This is a genomic window from Bradyrhizobium daqingense (assembly GCF_021044685.1).
Taxonomy (GTDB): Bacteria; Pseudomonadota; Alphaproteobacteria; order Rhizobiales; family Xanthobacteraceae; genus Bradyrhizobium; species Bradyrhizobium daqingense.
Map to the genome: position 1 here is coordinate 6550158 of NZ_CP088014.1, position 25853 is coordinate 6576010.

At 66.0% G+C, this 25853-nt stretch carries 18 protein-coding genes and 1 pseudogene; 12 read left to right on the forward strand and 7 right to left on the reverse strand.

Features of this window, described 5'->3' with window-relative positions:
- The gene (locus tag LPJ38_RS31385; protein ID WP_145628792.1) at positions 1-435 is read left to right on the forward strand and encodes a hypothetical protein; all 435 of its coding nucleotides are present in this window, start codon (positions 1-3) and stop codon (positions 433-435) included.
- Between the two features lie 2 nt (positions 436-437).
- Here LPJ38_RS31385 and LPJ38_RS31390 read toward each other — a convergent pair whose 3' ends face one another.
- On the reverse strand, positions 438-2837 hold the full coding sequence (locus LPJ38_RS31390) for a bifunctional diguanylate cyclase/phosphodiesterase (protein ID WP_145628793.1): 2400 nt from the start codon (positions 2835-2837) through the stop codon (positions 438-440).
- A 228-nt stretch (positions 2838-3065) separates the two neighbouring features.
- On the reverse strand, positions 3066-3572 hold the full coding sequence (locus tag LPJ38_RS31395) for a YciE/YciF ferroxidase family protein (protein WP_008554874.1): 507 nt from the start codon (positions 3570-3572) through the stop codon (positions 3066-3068).
- A 426-nt stretch (positions 3573-3998) separates the two neighbouring features.
- Between LPJ38_RS31395 and LPJ38_RS31400 the strand changes: the two genes are divergently transcribed.
- The 9 genes from LPJ38_RS31400 (at position 3999) to LPJ38_RS31440 (ending at position 15892) form a co-directional block, all read left to right on the forward strand.
- Positions 3999-5081: a lysylphosphatidylglycerol synthase transmembrane domain-containing protein gene (locus tag LPJ38_RS31400; protein ID WP_145628795.1), complete on the forward strand. Its 1083-nt coding sequence runs from the start codon at positions 3999-4001 to the stop codon at positions 5079-5081.
- Between the two features lie 92 nt (positions 5082-5173).
- Positions 5174-7126 (forward strand): SGNH/GDSL hydrolase family protein, encoded by a 1953-nt coding sequence (locus tag LPJ38_RS31405; protein ID WP_145628797.1) that lies wholly within the window; start codon positions 5174-5176, stop codon positions 7124-7126.
- Between the two features lie 269 nt (positions 7127-7395).
- Complete coding sequence (locus tag LPJ38_RS31410) at positions 7396-8748, forward strand: MFS transporter (RefSeq protein WP_167520246.1); 1353 nt, start codon at positions 7396-7398, stop codon at positions 8746-8748.
- Between the two features lie 123 nt (positions 8749-8871).
- On the forward strand, positions 8872-9777 hold the full coding sequence (locus LPJ38_RS31415) for a LysR family transcriptional regulator (protein ID WP_145628802.1): 906 nt from the start codon (positions 8872-8874) through the stop codon (positions 9775-9777).
- 129 nt (positions 9778-9906) lie between these two features.
- Positions 9907-10851, forward strand: a complete 945-nt coding sequence (gene kdgD / locus LPJ38_RS31420; RefSeq protein WP_145628804.1) for a 5-dehydro-4-deoxyglucarate dehydratase — start codon at positions 9907-9909, stop codon at positions 10849-10851.
- 24 nt (positions 10852-10875) lie between these two features.
- A complete protein-coding gene (gudD, locus tag LPJ38_RS31425) occupies positions 10876-12219 on the forward strand; it encodes a glucarate dehydratase (RefSeq protein ID WP_145628806.1) in 1344 nt (447 codons plus the stop codon).
- A gap of 19 nt (positions 12220-12238) precedes the next feature.
- Positions 12239-13687, forward strand: coding sequence for an aldehyde dehydrogenase family protein (locus LPJ38_RS31430; protein WP_145628808.1), 1449 nt, complete (start codon positions 12239-12241; stop codon positions 13685-13687).
- Positions 13688-13809: 122 nt separating this feature from the next.
- Positions 13810-15351: a galactarate dehydratase gene (gene garD / locus LPJ38_RS31435; RefSeq protein WP_145628810.1), complete on the forward strand. Its 1542-nt coding sequence runs from the start codon at positions 13810-13812 to the stop codon at positions 15349-15351.
- 271 nt (positions 15352-15622) lie between these two features.
- Positions 15623-15892 (forward strand): hypothetical protein, encoded by a 270-nt coding sequence (locus tag LPJ38_RS31440; protein ID WP_167520247.1) that lies wholly within the window; start codon positions 15623-15625, stop codon positions 15890-15892.
- Between the two features lie 29 nt (positions 15893-15921).
- Here LPJ38_RS31440 and LPJ38_RS38360 read toward each other — a convergent pair.
- The 3 genes and pseudogenes from LPJ38_RS38360 to LPJ38_RS31450 all read right to left on the reverse strand — a co-directional run bounded on the left by LPJ38_RS38360 (position 15922) and on the right by LPJ38_RS31450 (position 17996).
- Positions 15922-16226, reverse strand: a pseudogene (locus LPJ38_RS38360) (hypothetical protein).
- 23 nt (positions 16227-16249) lie between these two features.
- Entirely contained in the window at positions 16250-16846 is a 597-nt protein-coding gene (locus tag LPJ38_RS31445; RefSeq protein WP_167520248.1) for a DUF2147 domain-containing protein, read from the reverse strand.
- A 121-nt stretch (positions 16847-16967) separates the two neighbouring features.
- Positions 16968-17996 carry an NAD(P)/FAD-dependent oxidoreductase gene (locus LPJ38_RS31450; RefSeq protein WP_145628816.1) on the reverse strand — a complete coding sequence of 343 codons (1029 nt, stop codon included), beginning with the start codon at positions 17994-17996 and terminating at the stop codon, positions 16968-16970.
- Positions 17997-18176: 180 nt separating this feature from the next.
- On the opposite strand from LPJ38_RS31450, the gene LPJ38_RS31455 reads away from it, so the two are divergent.
- Entirely contained in the window at positions 18177-18644 is a 468-nt protein-coding gene (locus LPJ38_RS31455) for an acyl-CoA thioesterase (RefSeq protein ID WP_145628818.1), read from the forward strand.
- Between the two features lie 29 nt (positions 18645-18673).
- Here the strand turns inward: LPJ38_RS31455 and LPJ38_RS31460 are convergent, their stop codons facing one another.
- Together LPJ38_RS31460 and LPJ38_RS31465 are read right to left on the reverse strand one after the other, a co-directional pair.
- Positions 18674-18994, reverse strand: coding sequence for a 2Fe-2S iron-sulfur cluster-binding protein (locus LPJ38_RS31460; RefSeq protein ID WP_145628820.1), 321 nt, complete (start codon positions 18992-18994; stop codon positions 18674-18676).
- Positions 18995-19160: 166 nt separating this feature from the next.
- Entirely contained in the window at positions 19161-19535 is a 375-nt protein-coding gene (locus tag LPJ38_RS31465) for an Hpt domain-containing protein (RefSeq protein WP_145628822.1), read from the reverse strand.
- A gap of 400 nt (positions 19536-19935) precedes the next feature.
- Here LPJ38_RS31465 and LPJ38_RS31470 point away from each other — a divergent pair, with 400 nt between their 5' ends.
- The gene (locus LPJ38_RS31470) at positions 19936-25779 is read left to right on the forward strand and encodes an apolipoprotein A-IV repeat region-like domain-containing protein (protein ID WP_145628824.1); all 5844 of its coding nucleotides are present in this window, start codon (positions 19936-19938) and stop codon (positions 25777-25779) included.
- Positions 25780-25853 lie beyond the last annotated feature (74 nt).

The window sequence follows — 25853 nt, forward strand, 5'->3', positions numbered from 1 at the left end:
ATGGCTGAGACGACCTTTTTTCCGCGCCGCCTGATTCTCGGCGCCGCCGTGATATCAGGCGTGCTGCTCGCGCTCGCGGTGCACATGCTTGGCGCGCGCTACGGACTCGATCTCGGCGGGCTCTGGCGCTCCGATACGCACGAATTCATGCCGGCCGGCGCTGCGATCGCCTGGTGGCTGATCGCGACGGTTGGCTTCTCCGGCGGCTATTTCACCGCGACTCTGATGCAGAGCGCCGTCTCCGGCCAGCTCCCGCACCGCATGCGGCAGTTCCTGATCGCGGTCGGCGTGCTCTTGCTTGCGGGTGCGGGACAGGCGGCCTCCGCACCGAGCGCGGTCCCGACCATTTCCGGCGTGCTGGCAGCTCTCGCGGCGCTGTGCCTCGGCGCGGTGATGGCGTTCTGCGGTGCGCATTTCGCGCTGCGCCGCGGCTGACTTCAAGCAGATGCGCGCAGCCGCGGGCCTTCCAGCATCATCGCGACGTCGGACGCGGGCCGCGGCTTGCTGAACAGATAGCCCTGCGCCTGGGTGCAGCCCTCGCGGCGGAGCAGCTCGAGCTGCGCGTCGTTCTCGACGCCTTCCGCGGTGGTAACGATGCCGAGGCTGCGGCCGAGGCCGGTCACGGCGCGGATGATCGCCATGGAATCCTCTCGCGTCGCCAGCTCCGAGACGAAGGAGCGGTCGATCTTGATCTTGTCGAACGGGAAGCTGCGCAGATAGCTCAGCGACGAATAGCCGGTGCCGAAATCGTCGAGCGAGATCCGAACGCCCATGGCGCGCAGCTCGTGCAAGGTGGTCAGGGTCGCCTCGCTGTTCTGGAGCAGGACCGACTCGGTGATCTCGAGCTCGAGGCGGCGCGCATCCAGTCCCGAAGCGGCCAGCGCCTCGGTCACGGACGCGATCAAGTTCGGGCTCTTGAACTGCACCGGCGACAGATTTACGGCCACGTCGACATCGTCGGGCCAGCTCGCCGCATCGGTGCAGGCCGAGCGCAGCACGAACTCGCCGAGTTGGACGATCAGGCCGGTCTCCTCGGCCAGCGGGATGAAGTGGATGGGCGCGATCAGCCCGCGCTGCGGATGGTTCCAGCGCAGCAGCGCCTCGAAGGCGACGACGCGACCGCTCGCGACGTCGCGGATCGGCTGATAAAATACCTCGAACTCGTCGCGTTGCAGCGCCGCGCGCAGGTCCATTTCCAACAGGCGCCGCGCCTGCGCGCGCGCATCCATCCCGGTCTCGAAGAAGCGATAGGTGCCGCGGCCGTCCGCCTTGGCGCGGTAGAGCGCGAGGTCGGCGTTCTTGAGCAGTTCGTCCGGATTGTTGCCGTCCTGCGGCGACAGCGAGATGCCGATCGAGACGCCGATCACGATCTGATGGTCGTCGATCTCGTAAGGCGCCGAGACCACCTCGACGAGGCGGCCGGCAAGCGACCTTGCGGCAGTTTCCTCGGAACGTCCGATCTGCACCACGGCGAATTCGTCGCCGCCGAGCCGCGCCACGGTGTCGTGCTCGCCGACGGTCGCCTTCAGCCTGCGGCCGACCTCCTTGAGCAGCGCATCGCCGATGGGATGGCCGAGCGAGTCGTTGATGTCCTTGAAGTGATCGAGATCGAGGCAAAGCACCGCAAGCTGGTCGCCCGACTTGGTCCGGCGCAGCCCCTGCTCGAGCTGTTCATGGAACAGCACCCGGTTCGGCAGGCTGGTCAGCGCGTCATGGCGCGCCATGTGCGAGATCTTGGCCTGCGCCTCCAGCCATTCGGTGATGTCCTCGAAGGTCGCGACCCAGCCGCCGCCCTGCATCGGCTGGTTGACGACCCGGATCGAGCGGCCGAAGCGGTTGACGACGTCGGTCGTGGTGCGGCCCTCGCGCGCGTCGGCCACGAGGCGGGCGAAGAATTCGTCCGCGTCGCCCTGCCACTGGCCCTTGGCCTGCTCTTCCCTGAGCACGTCGACCAGCAGACGCCCGGTGAGCAGAATGTCGGTGCGGCGGAGCATTGCGGCATAGCGCTCGTTGAACAGGATGATCTTGCCGTCCGCATCGAACATGCAGAGCCCCTGCGACATGTTCTCGAGCGCGCTGTCCAGCACGATCTGCTGACGGCCCAATTCGCCCTTGGCGCGGCGGTCGAGCAGCGCGGCCACGAGCGCAATCGCGATGATCGCGACCGCAGCGCTGGCGGTGAGGAAGGACAGCGAGGCCGGCGGGATGGAGAGCCCGCTAATCGCGAGCGTCGGATCCGGTGTCAGCAGTACCGCGCCCATCGCGGTGAAATGATGCGCGACGATCGCAACCGTCAGCAGGGTGGTCGCCGTCAGCGCATGCGAGAGATCGTCGCGCCGCGCGGCGATGAACAATGCTGTCGCCGCAAAGATGATTCCGAACAGCACCGAGGCAACAACCGTGCCTGCGATCCAGTTGACCCGTGCCGGCATCTCCAGCGCCGCCATGCCGGTATAATGCATCGCCGCGACGCCCATGCCGACGATGGCGCCGCCGACCACGATCCAGAGCGGGCGCGAGGACGAGACCGCGATGCTCAGCCCGACAAAGGTCACGGAGATCGCAAGGATCAGGGAGAGGATCGTCACCGGGATGTTGTAGGCGCCGTCGCCGCCCGGACTGTAGGCGAGCATCGCGATAAAATGCGTGGCCCAGATGCCGCATCCGCTGACGGCGGCATCCAGGGCGATCCAGGCCAAACGCCCGGGGCCGGTCGTCGCCCGCGCGCGCTGAAACAGGCTGATCGCCGCCGCGCTGGCGAGCAGACATACCGCGCCGCCGAGGGCGACCAGCCGCCAGTCGTGCTCGTCGCTGAGACAGTAGAGAACTTGATACATTGCCGGCCCCTCTCGACCGGCACTTGAGCCGACAGAGATGGACGATCGGTAACCGGCCACAAACCCGTTCCGGGAATGGTGAACGGGAGATGTGCACGTTCATTCATATTAATCATCCTCGGGTCGACACCGAAGATGAACATCGCCCCGCCTGCGGAGCACGGCAGCGGGCGCTAAAAAGCAGAAGCGCCGCGCAGATTCGGCGCGGCGCCCCCGGTTACACCCGCATCAGCTCGCTGCGCGCAGGTTCACCTTGCTCTCGGCGAGTGTGGTCAGCTTCTGGTCGGTCGCCTTCTCCTCCTCGAGCGTCTTGGCGAGCACGCTGGCGCAATCGTTGCGGCCGAGCTGCTTAGCCCAGGCGATCAGGCTGCCATAGCGGACGATCTCGTAATGTTCGGCTGCCTGCGCCGCATTGATCAGCGCCGCGTCGAGCACGGCCTTGTCGGCTACCTCGCCGGCGGTCTCGTCGGCTTCCTCGATGATGCCGTCGATGGCCGGGCAATCGACCGCCTTCACAGGGACGCCATGCATCTTGAACACCTCCTCCAGCCGCGCGACGTGTTGCTTGGTTTCTTCGAGGTGCGTCAAAAAGCCCTGTTTCAGCTGCGGATCGGTGGCTTTGCTCGCCATCTTCGGCAGCGCCTTGGTGAGCTGCTGCTCGGCGTAATAGATATCCTGCAGCTGATGCACGAACAGGTCGTTCATGGTCTTGATGTCTTTCGTGAACAGTCCCATCGTTCCGATCCTCTCGGTTTCGGGGAACACGACGGCATCGGCCCGCACGAAAGGCCGCATATTTCGCCATGTTCGATTGTTGATTGGACGCTAACGGGCAAGACAGCATCGACGTTCCAAAAAAGCTGCGCATCGCTTGCGCTGGAACAATGCCGGCGACACCCGAATTTGACATCATGTCGACACGCTGGCGCCGTCCGGGGCCGTCATCCGACTCATATGCTTAACGCGCGGCCGATGTGAACGGCGTATGACGAAAGTAGCTGGTCGGACGCAGAACCTATCCTTGTCAAGGGCTGCACAAGTCGCCGTTTTTGCCTTAAATGAGCTACATCATGTCTAGCGATCGACGCCGACGCTCGGCCGTGATCGTACCTGATCGGCCAATGCCTGGCTGGATCGTCTTGCCCCCCGCCGGGAGGATGAATGCACGGACTGCTGCCCGCGCTGAAGCGCGGCTTCAATAGATGGATCGGCTGGCGACGCCTCGGCATTGCCGCCAGCGTCTTCATCATCGCCTTGGCGATCACCACGCTGGTTCGAACCCTCAAGGGTATCGATACCGGGGTCATTCTGACGGCGCTGACCGAGATTCCTCGCGGCAATATCGGGCTGGCGGCGATCTGCGTCTTTTTCGCCTTCTGTACGCTGACATTCTACGACTATTTCGCACTGCGAACGATCGGCAAGAAGCACGTGCCCTATCGCATCGCGGCGCTGTCCAGCTTCACGTCCTATTCGATCGGCCACAACATCGGCGCCACCGTCTTCACCGGCGGCGCGATCCGTTTCCGGATCTATTCGGATTACGGGCTGAACGCGATCGACGTCGCCAAGATCTGCTTTCTGTCGGGCCTGACCTTCTGGCTCGGTAACATCTTCGTGCTTTCGGTCGGCTTGGCGATCCATCCGGATGCGGCGTCCTCGATGGATCAGCTCCCCCCGTCGATCAACCGGCTGATCGCGCTCGGCGGCCTTGCCTCGATCGGCGCCTATCTGGTCTGGCTCTGCATGGGCGAGAAGCGGCGGGAGCTCGGCCAGAAGGGCTGGAAAGTGGTGCTGCCCTCAGCGCCGCTGACGCTGGTGCAAATCCTGATCGGCGTGGTCGATCTCGGCTTCTGCGCCATGGCGATGTATCTGCTGATGCCCGCCAATCCGCCGATCGACTTCATGTCCCTCGCCGTGGTCTTCATCCTGGCGACGCTGATCGGCTTTGCCAGCCATGCGCCCGGCTCGCTCGGCGTGTTCGACGCCGCCATGCTGGTGGCGCTGCCCCAGTTCGGGCGCGAGGAGCTTCTGGCGACGCTGCTGGTGTTCCGCATCCTCTATTTCGTGATCCCGTTCGGCCTCGCCATCTCCATCATGGGCACGCGCGAGCTCTGGATGAACGTGGTCGCGCCGTGGCAGGAGCGGCGGCGGCTGGCGGAGGCCTGCGCCCAGGCCAATCTGCCCACGCAGGTGGCCGCGATGGAGCGCGAACGCGCGCGGCGGCAGGCCGGAAACCGGTAGGGCCGCTCCTCAAGCCCGTCAGACAAAGGTTGCAGGCGGGAGAGCAATCGTCTCTTATTTCCGCCTCAACTTTGCCGTTGAACACGCGGGCCATGATCCCTCTCCCCTTCCGCACTCTCTCCGCAGGCGCCCTGTTGCTTGCGGGGATTCTGATCGCCTTGGCGCCCGAGCGCGCCGCCGCGCAGGGCGCCGGCGCCATGCAAATCAGCTGGGAGGTACGCAACCGCTTCCGCCTGTTCCGCGAGGAGCGCGATTTCCTGCTCCATGTCGAGAATGCGCGCAACCGCAGCATCCTGGCCGCCGAGCAGTCGCTGGAGCTGCAGAGCGAAGGCCGCGGCTGGGCCCGCAACATGGTCAACCGCCTCTGCATCGACCTGCAGGGCCGGGTCAACCAGCCCTGCACCCGCGACAACGTCAAGGAGAACTACATCACGCCGATCGACCACCCCGTCACCGTGCGCCTCGACGGCGCAGTGCCGGTCGGCGCCACCTGCGCCTGGTCGTTCGACGACGGCGACGGGCCGCAAGCCTCGACCTTCGACTGTGCCGAGCCGGTCAATTTGCGCGTCCGCTACGGCAAGCAGACGGTCGCAACCGTCGACGTCTCCTCCGGCTCCGATCCGACCCAACGGGTCCAGACCGAGATCCAGGTCCGCGACATCTTCATCGCCGGCCTGGGCGACAGCATCGCTTCCGGCGAAGGCAATCCGGACCGGCCGCTGGCGCTCTCGGACGAAGGCTTCTGCTTCCGCTCCTATCTCGGCACGGCCGGCGCGCAGTACTACCGGCCGAGCCGCCACGGCTTCAAGGGCGGCCGTGCCTGCGAGGCGCCGGATACGCTCGCCAACTGGCAGCGCTACAGCGCGCTCTGGTTCAACGCGCCCTGCCATCGCTCGCTCTACAGCTACCAGGCCCGCACCGCGCTGGCGCTCGCGGTGCGCTACACCCACATCGCCGTGACCTTCCTGCCGCTCGCCTGCACCGGCGCCAGCATCGGCGACGGGCTGCTCGGCTCGCAGCGCGCCCGCGAATGTCCGCCCGGCAAGACCGGCGTCTGCAACACCAGCGTGAATGCGCAGGTCGCCGAGCTGCGCGAAGCCGTCACGGCCGCGAAGAAGCGCCAGCCCGACCGCACGCTCGATCTCGTGCTGTTGTCGGTCGGCGCCAACGACGTCTACTTCTCCGGCCTCGTCGCCGACGTCATCGTCGACACCGCCACCGAACGCGCGCTGTTCCGCCGCTCCGGCGTGATGGCGAGCGTCGACGATTCCCGTGATGCGCTCCAGCGCGAGCTGCCGCAGAACTTCGTCAAGCTGCGCGAGGCGCTCAAGCCACTGGTCGGCGGCGACCTCTCGCGCGTGGTCTACGTCTCCTACGCCAACCCGGCGCTCGCGGACGGCGGCGTGCCGTGCCGCGGCGGCCGCGCCGGCTTCGACATCCACCCCTCCTTCAATGCCGACCCGCAGCGCCTCGCCCGCGTCTCGACCTTCGTCGACACCGAATTCCTGCCGCAGCTGAAGGGGCTCGCGACCTGCACCCGCGGCGCGCTGTGCCGCGATCCCGAAGCCGACCGCATGACCTTCGTCGACGCGCACCAGGCGGCGTTCGCCGATCATGGCTTCTGCGCGCATTCGGGCAACGATCCCGAATTCGACCGCAGCTGCTTTGCCGAGAACGGCCAGAGCTTCAACCCTGATATCGTGACGGCGGCGAGCCAGCCGATGCTGTGCGGCCGCGGCGCCTCGGAATACCGGGCCTACCTGCCGCGCGCGCGCTGGATCCGCGACGCCAATGACAGCTATTTCGCCGCGATGACCTATCCGCAAGGCCTGCCGGCCGCGAGCCAGCCGACCGACATCCACGACGCGACGTGGGGCGTGCTCTCCGCCGTCTATGGCGGCGCCGTGCATCCGAGCGCTGAAGGTCATGCCGCGATGGCGGATGCCGCACTGCCCGCCGCGAGCGCCGTGCTCGGCCTCGATGCGGTGCCACCGAACGTGACGCGCGGATTGCTGCCGCAGTTATTGCCGGGCGCAAAGCAGTAGGCGGCAACCGCAAGCTCTCTCGACCCGTCATTGCGAGCGCAGCGAAGCAATCCAGAGTCCCTCCGCGGAAGGATTCTGGATTGCTTCGCTGCGCTCGCAATGACGAGCTTGAGGTTAGCATCTCGCTCTCCGAAATCGTTCCCGCAACCCGCCCGTCCATCAATCCAAAAACGGCATCGATCGATGCTGCCTTGAACTTGGACACGTCGCCGCGCGCGCCTCTAGGACTCGCCTCGGGGAAACGGGCCGAGACTTAAGGGAGGCGCGTGATGAGCGCAGTGGTGTCCACAGCGGACGTGAGGAGGTCTCGCGTCAGGCTGTTCATCGTGACCATGTTGTTCCTGGTCACCACCGTGAATTATGCCGACCGCGCGACGCTCTCGATCGCGGGTCCCGCGCTCTCCAAGGAGCTGCATCTCGATCCCGTCGCCATGGGCTGGATCTTCTCGGCCTTCGGCTGGTCCTATGTCGTGGCGCAGGTGCCGGGCGGCTGGCTGCTCGACCGCTTCGGCTCGCGCCTCGTCTATGCCTTCAGCATCATCATCTGGTCGCTGTTCACACTGATGCAGGGCTGGGTCGGCTTCCTCAGCGCTGGCACGGCCGTCGTCGTGCTGTTCGCGCTTCGCCTGCTCGTCGGCGTCGCGGAAGCGCCTTCCTTTCCCGCCAATGCCCGCATCGTCGCGGCCTGGTTTCCTGGCAATGAGCGCGGCACCGCGTCGGCGTTCTTCAACTCCGGCCAGTATTTCGCCACCGTGATCTTCGCACCGCTGATGGGCTGGATCGCGCACGCCTATGGCTGGCGCTTCGTGTTCTTCGTGATGGGCGCGCTCGGCATCGTCATGGGCTTCGTCTGGCTCAAGACCATCTACGGGCCGAAGGAGCATCCTTCGATCAACGATGCCGAGTTCGAATACATCAAGGAGGGCGGCGCGCTGGTCGATCTCGACGCGCCCAGAGACGATTCGTTGCGCCAGCGCGCGCCCGAGGCCGGCTCAGGCTGGGACCACATCCGCCAGCTGCTCTCCAACCGCATGATGCTCGGCGTCTATCTCGGCCAGTACTGCATCAACACGCTGACCTATTTCTTCCTGACCTGGTTTCCGGTCTACCTCGTCAAGGAGCGCGGGCTGTCGATCCTGCAGGCCGGCTTCGTCGCGACCTTGCCCGCGTTGTGCGGCTTCATCGGCGGCGTGCTCGGCGGCGTCATCTCCGACGCGATCCTGCGCAAGACGGGCTCGCTGACCATGGCGCGCAAGATCCCGATCGTCGGCGGCATGCTGCTGTCGATGTCGATCATCGCCTGCAACTATGTCGACGGACAGGCGCTTGTGGTCGGCTTTATGGCGCTCGCCTTCTTCGGCAAGGGCATCGGCGCGCTCGGCTGGGCCGTCGTCTCCGACACCTCGCCGAAGGAAGCCGGCGGCGTCTCCGGCGGCCTGTTCAACACCTTCGGCAACCTGTCCTCGATCACCACGCCGATCGTGATCGGCTACATCCTGGCCGCGACCGGCTCGTTCAACGGCGCGCTGGTGTTCGTCGGCCTCAACGCGCTGGTGGCGGCGTTCGCCTATCTCGTGATCGTCGGCAAGATCGAGCGGGTGACGCTCAAACGTTCCTCCTGAGGGCTCCCATGGGAGCTTGACCAGGCAACTCAACGGCGGCCCGCAAAGCCGCCGTCTTTGTTTTGGGGGTGATCGATGCTAGAAGTGCCAGGGAAACGCCTTATCCATCTAAGGCATGTATCGATGTTCGACCTCAACCAGCTCCGCTGTTTCGTCACGGTGGCGGAGGAACTGCATTTCGGCCGCGCCGCCGCGCGGCTGAACATGACGCAGCCGCCATTGTCCCGGCAGATCCAGGTGCTCGAGCACATCATTGATGCGCCGCTGCTGGAGCGCACCAGCCGCTCGGTGCGCCTGACGCCGGCGGGACGCAGCTTCCTGCCGGAGGCGCGACGCATCCTCAAGCTCGCGGAGAGCGCCTCGCAGGTTGCCCGCCGCATCGCGCTCGGCAAAACCGGCTCGCTGAAGATCGGTTTTACCGCCGCCGCGGCGTATGGCTTCCTGCCCGAGCTCGTCGCCGCCTGCCGCGCGAAACTGCCGGAGGTGGATTTCTCGCTGAAGGAGATGGTGTCCGGCGACCAGTTCGAGGCGCTCACCTCCGGCCAGATCGATGCCGGTCTTCTGAGGCCGCCGATAGCGCGGCCCGAGCTCGCCAGCCGCCGCGTCGTCGCCGAGCCCCTGCTCGCGGCAATCCCCAAGAAGCATCCGCTGGCGAGCGCCGACAGCATCACCATCAAGGATTTCGACGACCAGCCCTTCGTGATGTATTCGCCCTATGAGAGCCGCTACTTCCACGACCTCCTGGTGGCCCTTTTCACGCGCGCCGACGTGCTGCCGCGCTACGTCCAGCATCTGAGCCAGATCCACTCGATCCTCGCGATGGTCCGCGCCGGCCTCGGCCTTGCCATCGTGCCGGCGGCGGCGGCGAACCTGAAGATCTCCGACGTCCGGCTTCGGCCGTTGAAGCTGCGCACGCGCGTTCCCGTCGAGCTGTTCATGGTCTGGCGCCGCGACGACGAGAATCCGCTGCTGTCGGCGCTGGTCAAGATCGCCGGGGAATTGTCCTCCGCGGAGCTGACCGAGGATTGATGCTCAATCCGCATCGGTCGATATAGGCTTTGGCTTGGACGCGCATCGAACCGTCTCCTAAACACCGGCGCATGGACGCGCGGCTTTCGGCCCGCGTTCTCCATGACACGCAAGCAGGGAGCCGCGCCCATGAGCAAGATGACCCCGCAGGAGATGGCCAAGAAGATCGGATCCGGCCTCCTGTCCTTCCCCGTCACCCCGTTCAGGGCGGACTATTCCTTCGACGAAGCGACCTACCGCGCCAACATGGACTGGCTGTGCGGTTATGACGTCGCAGGTCTCTTCGCCGCCGGCGGTACCGGCGAGTTCTTCTCGCTGACGCCGACTGAGGTTCCTGAAGTGGTCAAGGTCGCCGTGGAGGAGACTAAGGGCCGCGTGCCCGTGCTCGCCGGCACCGGCTATGGCACTGCGATCGCCCGCGAGATCGCTGTTGGCGCGGCAAAGGCCGGCGCCGACGGCCTCTTGCTGCTGCCGCCCTATCTCACCCATGCCGAGCAGGACGGCCTTGCCGCCCACGTCGAGGCGGTCTGCGCCGCCGTGAAGATCGGCGTCATCGTCTATAACCGCGACAACGCCATCCTTCAGCCTGATACGCTCGCGCGCCTCGCCGAGCGCTGCCCGAACCTCGTCGGCTACAAGGACGGCATCGGCGACATCGAGCTGATGACCCGCGTCTATACCAAGCTCGGCGACCGCCTCACCTATATCGGCGGACTGCCCACGGCCGAGACCTTCGCGCTGCCCTATCTCGACATGGGCGTGACGACCTACTCCTCCGCCGTGTTCAACTTCGTGCCGGAGTTCGCCACCAATTTCTACGCCGCGGTACGCAGGCGCGACCATGAAGCGATCCATGCCGGCCTGAAGAACTTCATCCTGCCGCTGATCGCGATCCGCAACCGCAAGAAGGGCTATGCGGTCTCGATCATCAAGGCCGGCATGAAGGTGATCGGCCGCGACTCCGGCCCGGTCCGTCCGCCGCTGACCGATCTCACCGAGCAGGAGATTGCGGAACTGACCGCGCTGGTGACGAATCTGCCCGCCATTCGATCGACACAACAGGCGGCAGAATAGCCGGCACAACGGGAGGAGCGTGCAATGGCCCGGACTGAAATTTCTGGCGCACCTGTCGTCACGGCGATGCAGGTGATTCCGGTCGCGGGCCGCGACAGCATGCTCCTCAACCTCAGCGGCGCGCATGCGCCGTTCTTCACCCGCAACATCGTCATTCTCACCGACAATGCCGGCCACACCGGCGTCGGCGAGGTTCCGGGCGGGCAGAAGATCTGGCAGACGCTCCAGGACGCGCGCGATCTCGTGATCGGCAAGACCGTCGGCGCGATGAACAACATCCTCGCCGACATCCGCACGGCCTTCGCCGACCGCGACGCCGGAGGCCGCGGCAAGCAGACGTTCGACTTGCGCGTCATGATTCATGCGGTCACCGCGGTCGAATCCGCGCTGCTCGATCTGCTCGGCCAGCATCTCAACCTGCCGGTCGCGGCCCTGCTCGGCGAAGGCCAGCAGCGCAAGCACGTCGAGACGCTCGGCTATCTCTTCTTCGTCGGAGATCGCCGCAAGTCGAAGCTCGATTACGTCAGCGGCGAGACCGGCAAGGCGGAATGGTTCAACCTCCGCCATCAGGAGGCCATGACGCCCGAGGCCGTGGTGCGGCTCGCGGAAGCGACCCACGACCATTACGGCTTCGCCGATTTCAAGCTCAAGGGCGGCGTGCTGCGCGGCGAGCAGGAGATCGAGGCAGTCACCGCGATCGCAAAACGCTTTCCGAACGCGCGCGTGACGCTCGACCCCAATGGCGCCTGGTCGCTCGACGCGGCTGTCAGCCTTTGCAAGGACATGCATGGCATCCTCGCCTATGCCGAGGATCCCTGCGGCGCCGAGGCCGGCTTCTCCGGACGCGAGATCATGGCCGAGTTCCGCCGCGCCACGGGCCTGCCCACGGCGACCAACATGATCGCGACCGACTGGCGCCAGCTCTCCCATGCGCTGCGTTTGGGCGCAGTGGACATTCCGCTCGCCGATCCCCATTTCTGGACCATGCAGGGCTCGGTGCGCGTCGCCCAGACCTGCCGCGACAATGGCCTAACCTGGGGCTCGCACTCCAACAACCATTTCGACATCTCGCTCGCCATGTTCACCCATGTCGGCGCCGCCGCCCCCGGCAAGGTCACCGCGATCGACACACACTGGATCTGGCAGGACGGCCAGGCGCTGACCCAAGAGCCTCTCCAGATCAAGGGCGGCAAGATCGCCGTCCCCGACAGGCCGGGCCTGGGCATCGAAATCGACAGGGCCGCCATCGACGCCGCGCATGACCTCTACAAGCAGCATGGACTTGGCGCCCGCGATGACGCTATTGCCATGCAGGACTTGATCCCCGGCTGGACCTTCGACGACAAGCGTCCCTGCCTCGTGCGTTAAGAAAATCTCGGAGGACAACATGACGGCAATCCTGAAGAACTTCATCGGCGGCGAATGGGTCGACGGCTCCGGCGTCACCAAGAACATCAACCCCTCCAATACCAACGACCTCGTCGGCGAATATGCCAAGGCCGACAAGGCGCAGACCGAGAAGGCGATCGCCGCCGCCAAGGCGGCGTTTCCTGCCTGGGCGCAGTCGACGCCGCAGGTGCGCTATGATGCGCTGAACAAGATTTCGACCGAGATCCTTGCCCGCAAGGAAGAGCTCGGCCGCCTGCTCGCCCGTGAGGAAGGCAAGACCCTGCCGGAAGGCATCGGCGAGGTCGCCCGCGCCGGCCAGATCTTTGCGTTCTTCGCCGGTGAAGCGCTGCGCCTGATCGGCGAGAAGGGCGCTTCCGTGCGTCCCGGCCTCGATGTTGAGCTGACCCGTGAGCCGGTCGGCGTCGTCGGCATGATCACGCCCTGGAATTTCCCGATCGCGATCCCCGCCTGGAAGATCGCGCCCGCGCTCTGCTACGGTAACACGGTCGTGTTCAAGCCGGCCGAGCTGGTGCCGGGCTCGGCGCATGCGCTGTCCGAGATCATCACCCGCTCCGGCATTCCTGCCGGCGTGTTCAACCTGGTGGTCGGCTCCGGCTCCGTCGTCGGCCAGACCCTGCTCGATCATCCGGATGTAGCAGCCATCTCCTTCACCGGCTCGGTGCAGACCGGCCGCAAGATCGCGCAGGCCTGCGTGCTGTCGAACCCGATGAAGAAGTTCCAGCTCGAGATGGGCGGCAAGAACCCGCTGGTCGTGCTCGACGACGCCGACCTCAAGACCGCCGTCGAGGTCGCTGTCAACGGCGCCTATTTCTCGACCGGCCAGCGCTGCACCGCCTCCTCGCGCCTGATCGTCACCGAAGGCATCCACGACCGCTTCGTCGCGGCGATGGCCGAACGCCTGAACAGCCTGTCGGTGGACGACGCGCTCAAGGCCGGCGTGCATATCGGCCCCGTCGTCGACCAGAGCCAGCTCGACCAGGACCTGCGCTACATCAAGATCGGCCAGGACGAGGGCGCCAAGCTCGCCTTCGGCGGCGAGCTGCTCAAGCGCGAGAACCCCGGCCACTATCTCCAGCCGGCGCTGTTCACCGAAGCCAACAACAACATGCGCATCGCGCGTGAGGAGATCTTTGGCCCGGTCGCCGCGGTCATTCGCGCGAAGAATTACGAAGAGGCGCTGGCGATCTCCAACGACACCGAGTTCGGCCTCGCCTCCGGCATCTGCACCACCAGCCTGAAATACGCCTCGCACTACAAGCGCAACAGCGAGTCCGGCATGGTGATGGTCAATCTTCCCACCGCCGGCGTCGACTATCACGTGCCGTTCGGCGGCCGGAAGGGCTCGAGCTACGGCGCCCGCGAGCAGGGCTCGTACGCGCGCGAGTTCTACACCACGGTGAAGACGGCTTACACGTTCCCGGGCTGACCACGGGAGGTCTCGTAGGGTGGGCAAAGCGAAGCGTGCCCACCGCCTACGTTCGATGTGAAGCATGGTGGGCACGGCGCGTTGCGCCTTTGCCCACCCTACGGCTTCGGAGGCAAGCGCAGATGGACCAGGACGTCGCAGCGAAAGAGCAGCCCCGCTACATCAAGCTCAACGAGCGCGACAATGTCGCGATCGTGGTCAATGATTTCGGGCTTCCCGCCGGTTCCCGCTTTGCCTGCGGACTGACGCTGGGCGCCTTCGTCCCCCAGGGCCACAAGACGGCGCTGGTCGATATCGCGGAAGGCGCGCCGATCATCCGGTATGGCGAAATCATCGGTCACGCGCTCTCGCCCATTCTGGCCGGCGAATGGGTCGATGAAGCCCGCATCCGCATGCCGGAGGCCCCTGCCCTCGACAAGCTCGAGATCTCGACCGCCGTGCCCGCACCGCTGCCGCCGCTCGAAGGCTTCACCTTCGAGGGCTACCGCAATCCGGACGGCTCGGTCGGCACAAAAAACATTTTGGGCATCTCCTCCTCCGTGCAATGCGTCAAGGGCACGATGGAATATGCGGTCAAGCGCATCCGCGCCGAGCTGCTGCCGAAATATCCGAACGTCGACGACGTCGTGCCGCTGACGCATGCCTATGGCTGCGGTGTCGCCATCACCGCGCCCGACGCCGTGGTGCCGATCCGCACGCTGCAGAACATCGCGCTCAATCCGAATTTCGGCGGCGAGATCCTCGTCGTCGGTCTCGGCTGCGAGAAGCTCGCGCCCGAACGGCTGGTGCCGGAAGGCATCAGCGATGCCATCGTCCGCATGCAGGACGAGGCCTTCGACGGCTTCGGCGCGATCGTCGATGCCATCATGACCCAGGCCGAAGCGCGGCTGAAGGTGCTCAACACCCGCAAGCGCGAGACCTGCCCCGCTTCCGACCTCGTCATCGGCCTGCAATGCGGCGGCAGCGATGCCTTCTCCGGCGTCACTGCCAATCCCGCCGTCGGCTTCGCCGCCGACCTTCTGGTGCGCACTGGGGCCACCGTGATGTTCTCGGAGGTCACCGAGGTGCGCGACGCGATCCAGCTCCTGACGCGGCGCGCGATCAACGAGGACGTCGGCCGCGCGCTGGTGCGTGAAATGGCCTGGTACGATTCCTATCTCGCCCGCGGCGGCGCCGATCGCAGCGCCAACACCACGCCCGGCAACAAGAAGGGCGGCCTCGCCAACATCGTCGAGAAATCATTGGGCTCGATCGTCAAGTCCGGCTCGTCGGCCATCACCGGCGTGCTCTCGCCCGGCGAGAAGGCGACGCAGAAGGGCATGCTGTTCGCGGCAACGCCTGCCTCCGACTTCATCTGCGGCACGCTGCAGCTCGCCTCCGGCATGACGCTGCAGGTGTTCACCACCGGCCGCGGCACGCCCTACGGCCTTGCGGCCGCGCCCGTGATCAAGGTCGCAACCCGCAGCGAGCTCGCCCGGCGCTGGAAGGACCTGATCGACTTCGACGCTGGCCGCATCGCCACCGGCGAGAAGACCATCGAGGAGACCGGCTGGGATCTGTTCCGCCTGATCCTCGACGTCGCCTCGGGCCGCACCAAGCCGTGGTCGGACCGCTGGGGCATCCACAACGATCTGACGCTGTTCAATCCGGCGCCGGTGACCTGAGGCCGGCAAGCCAAGGGATCACCGACTCTCGATCTCGCCGCCAACGCACTCATTCAATCTTCGCAGCTCGATCCGCACGCCAGAGGCATCGGCTGTTTCGCGAAACAGTCCTGAAACATCGGCGCGGAAAAACTTCGTCCTCGTTTCGTCCTTGCGCATCAAGCAACCATGATGTGCGCCGCAGGCGATGAGAATGTTCGCACACCAGCGAACCCGTCCCGGCATCGAGGCGACCAAACCTCCGATTGACATCTTCCACGGAGATTTTCCAATGCGTGTTCTCTCGATGATTGCCGTTGCCGGCGCCATGATCGCGGGCTCGGCCGGCGCCTTCGCGACCGAGCTTCCCTCTTTCGAAGTGACATCGTTTCCGATCTCGACGACGCAAGTGCAGGTGCTCGGCGGTGCCGACGTCGAGGAGCAGTCGGCGAACCCTGCGATGATCGTCGCCGGCATGCCCGCCTCGCCGGCGCAGGTCTCCGTGCTGTCGCCGCGGGTCAAGCGGCTTGCGAGCGCGGGTTCGGAAAGCGAAGCGCGCTGAGCTTCCTTCGCTCGACAACAATCACAACGTCATGGCCGGGCTTGTCCCGGCCATCCACGTCTTGGCCCACGGAGAACGTGGATGCCCGGGACAAGCCCGGGCATGACGACTCTGCCGCGGCGCACGCGCGGATGACCGTCGATATGGTGCTTCCACACCATGGTGCGGCCGATCATGTTCGGCTCGGTGATGACGGCACCGTCGAGCACCACGACCACTCGTCGTCGAGGCGCGCGCGGTAGCGGCCGCGATCGGACTCCCAGTCGACGTCGGCAATGATGTAGCCGTCGGCGCCCGAGGGTCGACGGTGATGTCGGGAGCTACGACCGCTCAGGCGGCACGGCGCGACATACGCCGCTACTGCTTGGGCGCCGGCGCCATCATCGCGCCGCCCTTCTTGGCCGCGGGTGTCGCGGACTTCGCGGCGGCGGCCTGGGCGGGGAGATATTTGGCGACGATGGCGGGATCGACCTGGGCGATGTTGGCATCCGGCAGGCGCGTCCAGGTTTCGTCCTTGCCGAGCAGCGCGATGCCGAGATAGCCGCGCAGCGTCAGGGTCTGGCCGTCGGGGCTGATCCGCATGTTGGCCTTCCAGATCTGGCCGTCGCGCGGATTGAGCACGTTGCCGCCTTCGTACTTCAACCCTTCGCGCTTCATGTTGCGGACGAAGGAGATGCCGAGCACTGGCGCGTTCTTGCGATCGTCAGTGCACTTGGAGCAAACCTCGTTCGGATCGTCGGATGGTCGCGGGAAGGTCTTGGCGATCACGCCTTCGAAGACGCCGCTGCGATCGATGAAGAGGAACCATCCGACCGTCTTGCCGTCTTCGACCTTCTGCCAGAGGCCCGCGGCCGTGGGCTCCGCGGTCTGCGCCACGGACGGTGTCACCGCGACCAGCGACAGCGCGAGCGCGAGAAAAGGAAGCAGCCGAAAGCTGGAAAAGAGAGTCCGCATCATCATCACCTTGCTGAGCCAATCACCCTGCCAAGCCACACCGCAATGGCCGCAGACTACGGCGATTTCGCGAACGGTTCCAGCACCAGAAACAGGGGGCACAGCCTGCCGCTGGCGGCGGTCAGTTGACACCGAGCTTCTTTTGCAGGCTGGAGGACGAGGTCGTGTACTGGAACACGAGCCGCTTCTCCGGATAGACGTAGCGATGGGCTTTTTGCGACATCAGCGCGCCCTCGTGGAAGCCGCACAGGATCAGCTTGATCTTGCCGGGATAGGTGTTGATGTCACCGATGGCGAAGATACCCGGCACATTGGTCTCGAACGCCGAGGTCTCGACCGGCACCAGATTGTTCTCCAGCGCAATGCCCCAGTTTGCGACCGGACCTAGCTTCATCGTCAGTCCGAAGAACGGCAGCATGGCGTCGCAGGCGACCTCCGTCATGCTGTTGTCATTGCCCTTGACGGTGGCGCCGGTGAGTTTGCCGTCGGCGCCCGACAATGCGGTGACCTGACCGAGCGTCAGATCCATCTTGCCGCCGGCGACCAGCGCGCGCATCTGCTCGACGCTGTGCGGCGCGGCGCGAAACTCGTCGCGCCGATGTAGCAGCGTGATGCGCTTCGCCACCGGATGCAGGTTGAGCGTCCAGTCGAGCGCGGAATCACCGCCGCCGACGATCAGCACGTTCTTGTCGCGGAACGTCTCCATCTTGCGCACGGCGTAGTGCACCGAAGTGCCTTCATAGGCCTCGATCCCCGGCACCGGCGGGCGCTTGGGCTGGAACGAGCCGCCGCCGGCTGCGATCACCACCACCTTGCACTCGAACACCTTGCCCGCGTCGGTGGTGCAGCGAAAGGCGGGATCGCCGATCTTCTCCACGGTCTCGATCATCTCGCCGAGATGGAAGGTCGGATGGAATGGCTTGATCTGCTCCATCAGCGCGTCGGTCAGCCCCTGGCCGGAGACCTGCGGAATACCGGGAATGTCGTAGATCGGCTTTTCCGGATAGAGCTCGGCGCACTGGCCGCCGATCTTGTCGAGGATGTCGACGAAATGCGCCTTCATGTCGAGAAGGCCGAGCTCGAAGGCGGCGAACAGACCGCAGGGGCCGGCGCCAATAATCAGCACATCGGTTTTGATCACGTCGCTCATGTCGTCTCTTTATCGGTCGTTATGGTTGGACGGCGCCCGTTGGGCAGAAGTGACCCTGCCTGTCTAGCCAACGCGGATGGATCAGGGAAGGCATAAAAGCGGGAGCGCCCCGCGGCCGCGCCACTTGCCGGGTCAGCACAACTGGGCTGTAACGAGGGCGGATATGACGGAGATCAATCGGTGAACGCACCAAGCCGCCTCGATACGACGCCGCGCCTGGAGGACTACCCCTACCGGCTCGGCGACAACGTCCGCTTCGGCGATCTCGATCCCAACCACCACGTCAACAACGCGGTCTACGCCACCTATTTCGAGACCGGCCGTGTCACGCTGATGAAGCTTCCGGAATACGGACTGACGCCGCCGGGCCTTGCCTGGATCATGGTGCGGCTCGACATCCATTTCCGCGCCGAGCTGCACTGGCCTAACACGATCGAGCTCGGCCTCGGCGTGGTGAAGCTGGGGCGAACGTCCGTGACCTTCGAGCAGGTCGTGTTCTCGCAAGGAAAGTGCATCGCGTCGGCGACGTCCGTCGGCGTGATGATCGACGAAGCGTCGCGACGGCCGACGCCGCTCACCGCGGAGGTGATCGCCAGGCTGAGACCCTGGCACAAGCGCGGCATCGAGGTCGCGCCGCCCGGTCCATAGTTCGATCGAGAAGGACCAGGCTTGTAAGATCAGGCTTGGCGTTCGGGCGTTGCGACGACGAGCCCGTCGAGATCGTCGGAGATCTTGATCTGGCAGGACAGGCGCGAGTTCGGACGTACGTCGAAACCGAAGTCGAGCATGTCCTCTTCCATCGGCGTCGGGCTGCCGACCTTCTCGCGCCAGGCTTCGTCGACATAGACATGGCAGGTCGCACAGGCACAGGCGCCGCCGCATTCGGCCTCGATGCCGGGAATGCTGTTGCGGATGGCCGCTTCCATCACGGTTGCGCCGTTCTCGATTTCCACCGTGCGGGTTTCGCCCTTGTGGTCGACAAAGTGAATTTTGGCCATGTGTGCTCGTGCTGCCGCGATGCTGAGAATGAAGGAGGGTCCGGGCTGTCCTATAACGGGTCGGTCAGCCCGGCGCCATAGCGTTTTGAGCCGATCTAAATCCCGCTTTGCGGGAAGAAAATACGTCAAAACAAACGAGTAAAGGCCGGTTCTGATCCCTTCGGCCTCAGGGCTTGAGGATCGCCTCGATGGCGGCGCGAGCCTCGGTCACCGCCTCCTTCAACGCGGCGAAGGCGTAGGGCCGGTCCTGGCCGGTCCGGATCGCGATCTCCAGGTGAGCGGCGGCATCCGCCACTGCAAAGGCGCCGATCCCGCGCGCCGAACCCTTGAGCTTGTGCGCCAATGCGCCGGCCTCGGCCGGCAGCGCCGTCATTGCCGCGACCAGGCGGACCGCCTGCTCGGCGAACATGGCCAGCACTTCCTGCTCCAGCTCGGCATCACCAAGCGTCATCCGGGAGAGATGATCGAGGTCGAGCGGGCTGTCGATGGGTGCAAGCGGGGGCGAGGGCATCCAGTCCATCCGTTGCAGTTCAGGCGTCATGACCTAAGGCCCCGGCGTCGCGCGATGGTCCCGCCGTGCGGCGGTCAGGTTCCGCCCACCCAAGCATGAAATTGGTTAACGAAATGTTTGGATTGGTTTACGCAATTCCGCCGGCTTCTTGACGAAAAGTTGCCGCAATTGGCCGAGTTCAGTGGAGAATTGCATTTATTGCTAAGGCGTTACGCCGCGATCCTGTTAACGATGATTAAGAATGTCTTAATCGCGGGCATTTCATTCGCGACGCTCTGCCAATAGGATGTTGCAGAAATTAGCGGACAAGCCGTCCGGGTGGGGACGGCTCGGAGATCCGCGCAAGCGGCATGATCCGGTCTGTGGGCTTGCGTAGCGCGCGCAGAGCTCGCGGGGGGACGCGTACAAGTAACGAGGGCTCGGACTGAACATGGCGAACACTCCGAAAAAGGTCAAAGACCCCACAGAAGTTGCGCTTTCTGCGATCCAGGAAGCCCTCAACATCAGTGACACCGCGGCGGACACCAGCCGCAACGCGACGATGCGCAACGAAACGCCGCCTCCGGTAGCGCCGCCCGCGTCCCCGACCTTCGACGATCCGAACTTCGAGCCGCGGCCGGCCGCCAACGAACGGTCGACCGTGTTCGATCCGATCGAGGAGCCACGCGCCTCGCGCCGTCCCGCCAATGACGACCGCGAGACCATCGGTCAATTGCTCCAGGCGCTTCAGAAGGGCCGCCCTGCCCGCAACGTCTACACCTTCGCCACCATCTTCGCCGGCGTCTGGCTCGCGGCCTGTGCCGCGCTGACGTTCGGTTTCCTGCCCTCGATCCAGGCCGCCATGGGCCAGAGCGGCGGCGTGCTCGTCATTGCCGGCCTGGTCGCGATGTTCTTCGCGCCGGTCATGCTGTTCTACTTCCTGGCGAGCCTGGTCTGGCGCGGCCAGGAAATGCGCATGATCGCGCAGGCGATGGCGCAGGTCGCGATCCGCTTCTCCGAGCCGGAAGGCTCGGCTTCGGATTCCATGGTCACCGTCGGTCAGGCCATCCGCCGCGAGGTCGCGGCGATGGGTGACGGCATCGAGCGCGCGATCGCGCGCGCCGGCGAGCTGGAGACGCTGGTCGCCAACGAGGTCGCCGCGCTGGAGCGCGCCTATAGCGACAACGAGGTGCGCATCCGCGCCCTGCTCCAGGACATCGCGCATCAGCGCGACAACCTGGTCGGCCAGGCCGAGCAGGTCCGCAGCGCCATCTCCGGCGTGCAGATCGATTTGCGCCACGACATCGCGCTGATCTCGGACGCGATCGCCTCGCGCGTCGACGAGGTCGCCAAGTCCATCACCGGCGCGCTGGAAGAGCGCGGCGCCCACATCACCAGCGCCTTGAGCAATGCCGGCGACAACATGATCCTGGCGCTCGGCGAGCGCGGCGGCGACCTGCTCGACCGCCTCGAGGAGGCCAGCAACGAGACCACGCGCGCCGTGCTCGACGCCAGCGAGCGGCTGACCACCAGCCTCAACTTCAAGACCGGCCACGTCCACGACGAGTTCGTCGATCTCGCCGACCGCGTCCACGAGATGCTGAACGAGCGCATCGACCGCATCACGGGCGAGTTCGAGCAGCGCTCCGCCGCGATCGTCGACGGCATCTCCGAGCGCACCGAGCTGGTGCACGATTCCCTCAAGAATTCGTCGGACTCGCTGCTGCTCGAGCTCGAGCTGCGCTCCAACGACATCTCCGCCAAGATCGACGACGCCGGCAACCGGCTCGCCGGCCAGATCATGACGAGCGGCGACAAGGCAAGCGAGGCGCTCGACGCCACCGTCAACGCGCTCGTCGCCAAGGTCGTCACCCAGACCGAGACCGCGCACGACTCGCTGTCGCTGCAGATGAGCGCCTTTGACGAGCTCGTGCGCAACCAGGGCACCGAGCTGGTCGAGAAGTTCGCCCGCGATTCCGGCACGCTGGGCGCGCTGATCACGCGCCACATCTCCGAGTTCGATCGCACCGTGAAGACCTTCGGCGGCGAGATCGTCGAGCGCATGGGCCAGCGTACGCAAGATATCCACGAGTCGCTGAAGACCTATGTCGACAATTTCGACAGCCGCTTCACCGCGAACGGCGGCGCCATCACCGGCGTGCTCGATCAGCGCCTGGTGCATTTCGAGACCACCATCGGCGAACGCGTCAGCAGCCTCGACGCCTCGCTGAACGACAAGATCGCCAGCCTGGACGGCACGATCGAAGGCCATATCAAGACCTTCGACGAGCAGCTCGTCGGCCGCGTCGCCTCGCTCGAACTATCGTTCGATACCCGCGCCAGGTCGATGACCGAGACCATCGACGGACGCATCAACACGCTGGCCACGTCTCTGACCGACGGCGCCGCGCAGGCGATCCAGTCGATCGACAACCGCCTCACCCACCTGACGACGTCGCTCACCCACGGCGCCTCGCAGGCCATCGAGACGATCGATGCGCGCCTCAATCATCTGACGAGTTCGCTGACCGACGGCGCGTCCCAGACCATCCAGTCGGTCGATACGAGATTGACGCATCTCACGACGACGCTCACCGGCGGCGCGACGCAGGCGCTGGAGTCCATCGACAGCCGCCTCACCTATTTGACCACCGCCGTGACCAACGGCGCCTCCCAGGCCGTGCAGTCCATCGACACCCGCCTGACGCTGCTGACCTCGACCCTCACGGACGGCACCGCGCAGGCGATCGAGGCGGTCGACCGCCGCATCACTGGCGTCACCGAGGTCATCGACAGCCGCAGCACGCATCTCACCGACACGGTCACGGCGCGCTTCCAGGAGATCCATCACACGATCGAGACCAAGGTCGGCTCGGTCGCGAGCGACATCGACGTGCGCGTGGCGCAGTTCGAGGACCTGCTCGGCTCGCGCGTCGAAGCCGTCGCCGGCCGCATCGAAAGCAGCGGACGCCAGGCCAGCGAGGACATGATGTCCCGCGCCGAGATGATCTCGACCGCGATCCGCTCGCATGTCGAGGACGCCGAACGCTCGCTCACTAACCTCGTCGTCAACACCAGCGAGACCATCCAGACCGGCGCACGCACCGCCCAGCAGTCGCTGCTGACGGTCTCCTCCGACGTCAATGCCCAGCTGAAGATGACCTCCGCCGAGGTCGAGCAGGCGCTGACCGCGGTCGGCACCGGCGCGGCGAACTCGATCCTGACCAGCGCCCGCGAGGCGCAGTCATCCCTGGTCGCCGCATCGGGCGATGCGTCCAGCCAGCTCAAGGGGCTCGCGGCCGACGTCGAACGCACGCTGACCGCGGCGGGTTCGGCGACCGCCGCCTCGATCCTGTCCGGCGCCCGGGAGGTGCAGACCACGCTCGTCACGGCGTCCTCGGATGCAGCCAACCAGGTCAAGACGCTCTCCACCGACCTGCAGCGCTCGCTGACGCTGGCCGGCACGACCACGGCGGAGTCGATCGTTGCCGGCGCCCGCGATGCACAGAGCGCCCTGATTGCGGCCTCGACCGAGACCGCCAACCAGATCAAGGCGCTGTCGTCGGACGTGCAGCGCTCGCTCACGATGGCCGGTACCTCGACCGCCGAGATCCTCACCAGCGGCGCTCGCGAGGCCCAGAACACGCTCGTCACCGGATCCACGGATGCGGCGGCGCAGGTCAAGTCGCTCGCAGCCGACGTGCAGCGTTCGCTCTCGATGGCCGGCACCTCGACCGCCGAGACCATCACCTCCGGCGCCCGCGAGGCCCAGAACATGCTGGTGACGGCCTCCTCCGAGGCGGCGAACCAGGTCAAGTCGCTCGCGGCCGAAGTGCATCGTTCGCTCTCGCAGGTCGGCCAGACGACCGCCGAGACGATCACCACCAGCGCCCGCGACGCCCAGACCACCCTACTCACGGTCTCGGCCGAGCAGACCAGTCAGGTCCGTTCGCTCGCGGCCGAGATGCAGCGCGCGCTGGCGACCGCCGGCGGCGCCACCATCGAGGCGCTCACCAGCGGCGTGCGCGAGGCGCAGGGATCGCTGATCTCCGCCTCGACCGACGCGGCGAGCCAGATCAAGTCGCTCACCACCGACATCGAGCGCACGCTGACCGCAGTCGGCGCCGATACCGCCTCGACCATCCTCAACAGCGCACGCGAGGCGCAGACCTCGCTGACCTCGACCTCGGCGGATGCCGCGAGCCAGATCCGCGCGATCTCGACCGAGATCGAGCGCACGCTGAGCGCGGCCACCGCGAATGCGACCAACGACATCCAGACCAGCGCGCTCAACGCCCAGAACGCGCTGATCTCCGCCTCCAACGAGGCGAGCTCGCGGGTCAAGACCAGCTCGGCCGATGTCGAGCGCTCGGTGCTCGCCGCAAGCAGCAGCTTCGGCCAGGCCATGACCGGCAAGACCGACGAGATCGTCACCTATGTGCAGCAGCAGGCCGACCGTCTGTCGAACATGATCGACGCCAAGCGCGGCGCCCTGATCGACGCCATCGGCTCCAAGACCAGCCAGCTCACGCTCGACATCGACCGCGTCACCTCCGACGCGCTGAAGTCGATCGAGACGCGCGGCCAGGCCTTCTCGCAGACCATGATGGGCAACGGCTCGGAAGTCGCCCGCGCCATCAACACGGCGAGCGAGATCGCCACCGGCGCGGTCGGCAAGTCGCTCAAGGACCTCGAGCATGCCTCGCGCTCGGCGATCGACCAGTCGCGCCAGGTCTCGATCGCCGCCGTCACCGAGATGCAGGAGACCAGCAAGATCCTGCGCACCGACACGGTCGCGCTGTTCGAGCGTCTGCGCGAAGGCAACATCCTGCTCCAGGAGGTGCTGACCGGTGCGCACGACAACCTCAACTCGCTGGAGCGGGCGCTGGTGACGCGCGTTGCCGATTTCGTCTCGGCGATGAACGACGTCACCTCGCGCAACGGCGCTGCGACGCAGGGCCTGGAAGACCAGCTCAACGTCTTCAACAGCAAGACCACGAAGGCGCTGCAGGACCTCGGCGAGCTGTCGACCCAGTTCGACAAGCACGGCAAGGCGCTCGTCGATGCCGCACAGGTGGTCGAGCAGAGCAACAAGAACACCACCGCCTCGCTCGCCGAACGCAAGCAGGCGCTGGAATCGCTCGTCACCACCATCGACCTGCGCACGGCCGATCTCGACCAGCGCCTGTCGCGCTTCACCGGCCTGCTCGATGAATCGCTGGCCGCCGCCGAAGAGCGGGCCCGCGACATCGCCCGCGTCGTCGCCGAGACCGCCGGCGCCGGCTCGGCCGCGATCACCCGCCAGTTCGAGGCGGTGCGCGCGGCCTCCGAGGAGGAGCACCGGCAGACCATCGAGGCCATGCACGACATCTACCGCCAGACCACCGACGAGGCGGATGCGATGTTCAAGCAGTCGACCGAGCGCTTCACCAATCTCGTCTCCAGCATGAAGCAGATGGCGCTCGAGATGCACAACGAGCTCGAGGCCACCCGCAACGAGCTGCGCCGCGGCGTGCTCGAGATGCCGCAGGAGGCCGCCGAGAGCACTGCGCAGATGCGCAAGGTGATCGTCGACCAGATCGAGGCCCTCGCCGAGCTCAACCGCATCGTGGCCCAGCACGGCCGCGGCCTCGACGTCACCACGGCGGGCCGCGCGTCCGTCGCCGTCCAGCGCCAGGATGAGCCGGTGATGGCGATTGCAAGCGGCCGCACCACCGAAACCCGGATGCGCGACACCGGCAGTGCCTCGACGCTGCCGCCGCCGGACCTCGGCATGCCGGCCGCGCGCCGCACCGAAGCGCCGCCGGTCGCTCCTGCCGGCAACGACCAGGGCCGCGACGGCTGGCTGTCGGACCTGCTGAACCGCACCGACGCCAACCAGGGCGCACCGACCGGCCGTGAGGCTCCCCGTGCCCGCCCTGCCCCCACTCCGCAACCGCAGGCCCCGCAGGCCAGCAGCAATCCGCTGGAATCGCTGTCGCTCGACATCGGCCGGCTGATGGACCGTAACCTGGCCGCCGAGATGTGGGACCGCTATCAGCGCGGCGAGAACAAGGCCTTCACCAAGCGCCTGTACACGCCCGCCGGCCAGAAGGCCTTCGACGAGGTCGCCCGCAAGTACCGCGCCGACCGCAACTTCAAGGGCACGGTCGACCGCTATGTCGCCGAGTTCGAGCGGCTGCTCGACGAAGTCGCCCGCGACGGCCGCGGCCCGCAGGAGCTGCGCAGCCACCTGACCTCGGAGACCGGGCTGGTGTACACGCTGCTCGCGCACGCGGCGGGACGGCTAGGGTAAGATCCCCAATTCGCGAATGGCGAACAGCGAATGAAAGCGGAGGCCTCACGGCCTCCGTTTTGTTTTGGTGCACC